Source organism: Brevibacillus panacihumi (assembly GCF_003710985.1).
Taxonomy (GTDB): Bacteria; Bacillota; Bacilli; order Brevibacillales; family Brevibacillaceae; genus Brevibacillus; species Brevibacillus panacihumi.
Window position 1 is genome coordinate 1 of sequence record NZ_RHHT01000075.1, and the last position, 2,257, is coordinate 2,257.

Consider the following 2,257-nt stretch of genomic DNA (forward strand, 5'->3'; position numbering starts at 1 on the left):
TCATGGAGCCCGTTAAACCTATTCTTGATCAATGGATCAAAGAGGACTTGAACAAGAAAAAGAAGTTCCGAAGAACAGCACAACGCTTGTTCACGCAATTAGTGGAGGAATACCAATTTACAGGATCATCTCGCTCTGTCAGACAATATGTTTCCCAACGTAAGCACCAGTTAGCGGAGACAAGTGATGCTGCGGCATTGCCATTGGAAACGAGACCTGGATCAGCTCAAGTTGATTTTGGAGAAGCACCATTCAAATATCAGGGAGAAAGTGTTACCTTGCCATTCCTCGTTCTCTCGTTTCCTTATAGCAACACGTTCTACTTTCAAGTTTTCCAGTCTCAGAATCGAGAATGCTTTCTGGAGGGATTAAAGCGTATCTTTCACTATATAGGTGGAGTTCCAAAGGTCATTCGATTTGATAATTTATCACCAGCGGTGAAAAAGATCATGCCAAATGGTCAGCGTGAACTGACGGAGGAATTTCAAAACTTCGTTTTTCATTATGACTTTGAATACGAGTTTTGCAATCCCGGTAGTGGCAATGAAAAAGGGCACGTAGAGGCGATGGTCAAGTACGTTCGCAACAACTTCCTGCTTCCTGAGTTGCAGATACACAATCTTGATCAGCTAAACGAAACCCTTTGGAAAAAAGCCGAGAAAGATCGGGAGAGACCTCATTATGTGAAAGAAACCATGCTTTCCGAACTATATTTGGCAGACAAGGAACACCTTCTTCAATTACCTGCCAAAGAGTTTGATTGTATCCGATATGAACGAGTAAAAGCGGATAAATACGGATATATCCGAGTCGAAAATAAACTCTACTCAACGTCTCCCCGTTTTGCCAAATGTATGGTTTTGGCAAAGATCTCATTTGACCGAGTCGATATTTTAACTGAAGAATATGAGCTGATCGTACAGCATCCCAGGCTGTATGGCAAAGAGCCAAAATCAGTGATTTGGCAGCCATATTTGATATTGATGGCAAAACGGCCAACTGCTATTAAATACACAAGTTTTTATGAACAATTGCCAATCGAATGGCAAGTCTATCTCTCGAATTGCACGGTCCCAGAGAAGCAAGAAGCTCTCCAGCTACTATCCGTCATTTTAAAAAACGATGATATGAAAATACCCACGCAAGCTTTGCAGCTTGCCTCTGAGAATGGTCACCCAGCCGTTGATTCTATTAAGCAGATCTATTATCAACTCATGAATGGCCGTGGGCAAAGGGATACCATCCAACCGAAAGGTTTTGTTCCTGCCGTTCCAACAGCCACTAGAGGATTAGCCCATTACAATGAATTTTTTAAGGGAACGGGAGGTCATCACTAGTGGATGCATTGATAAAAGAATATTCAAAGCGTCTCAAGTTGAGTTGGGTTCGGCAACATTTCCATGAGGTTGAAGCTACTACAAATGAAGAGTACTTACTCAAAATACTAGAAAACGAGATACAACAACGAGAAGTACGGAAAATCAATCTGCTCTTTAAACAATCTTCCTTGCCAAGAATAACAGGAAAGCCATTTGAATGGGGTCATATTCAGATGGGACAAGGTCTCACGCAGGATCATATCCTTCATGGTGGATTTATAGAGGAGAAAGAAAATCTGATCTTTTATGGCGGTGTGGGAACGGGGAAAACGTACTTATCCACTCTGATTGGCTTAAATGCCATTCAGCAGCAAGGGAAAAAGATAAAGTTCTTTACTGTCGCTGGATTAGTCAATCGGCTGCTAGACGCTCACGAGACTGGCTCGTTGAGCCGATTCTTTAACCATATTGAGAAGCTAGATCTGTTAATACTCGACGAACTGGGGTATATTCCTCTGCATAAACAAGGTGCAGAACTGCTATTTCAGATTATCTCCATGTGCTACGAAAGAAAAAGTATTATTATCACGACCAACCTACAGTTTGGCCAATGGAATCATATATTTGGTGATCCAATTTTAACAGAGGCAGTTATTGATCGCTTGATTCATCACTCTCATTTGATCGTCTTCAATGGCGAAAGCCATCGATACAAAGAATCGCTATTACACGGTAAATAATTTAGGGGTTGGCAAGTGGTACATTTTTAATTGCCATTTGCTACATTTCTTACTTGCCAAAAACACACCCCCCCCCGAATATCCTTCGATGATAACCTTGCCTTTCACTTTAACCACTGAAAATTAAAAGCTGCCTTTATAAAAATAAAAGATTGATATTGAAATGATTAAAATTCGATAACGAGTATTAAGGATTTA

2 protein-coding genes are annotated in these 2,257 nt (G+C 40.8%); both read left to right on the plus strand.

All coding sequences use genetic code 11. The features are described from left to right. On the plus strand, positions 1–1,337 hold a 1,337-nt coding region (gene istA / locus EDM58_RS24255), incomplete at its 5' end, for an IS21 family transposase (protein ID WP_122915620.1). After that, positions 1,337–2,059: an IS21-like element helper ATPase IstB gene (gene istB / locus EDM58_RS24260; RefSeq protein WP_122915621.1), complete on the plus strand. Its 723-nt coding sequence runs from the start codon at positions 1,337–1,339 to the stop codon at positions 2,057–2,059. The genes istA and istB, both read left to right, overlap by 1 nt. Positions 2,060–2,257 lie beyond the last annotated feature (198 nt).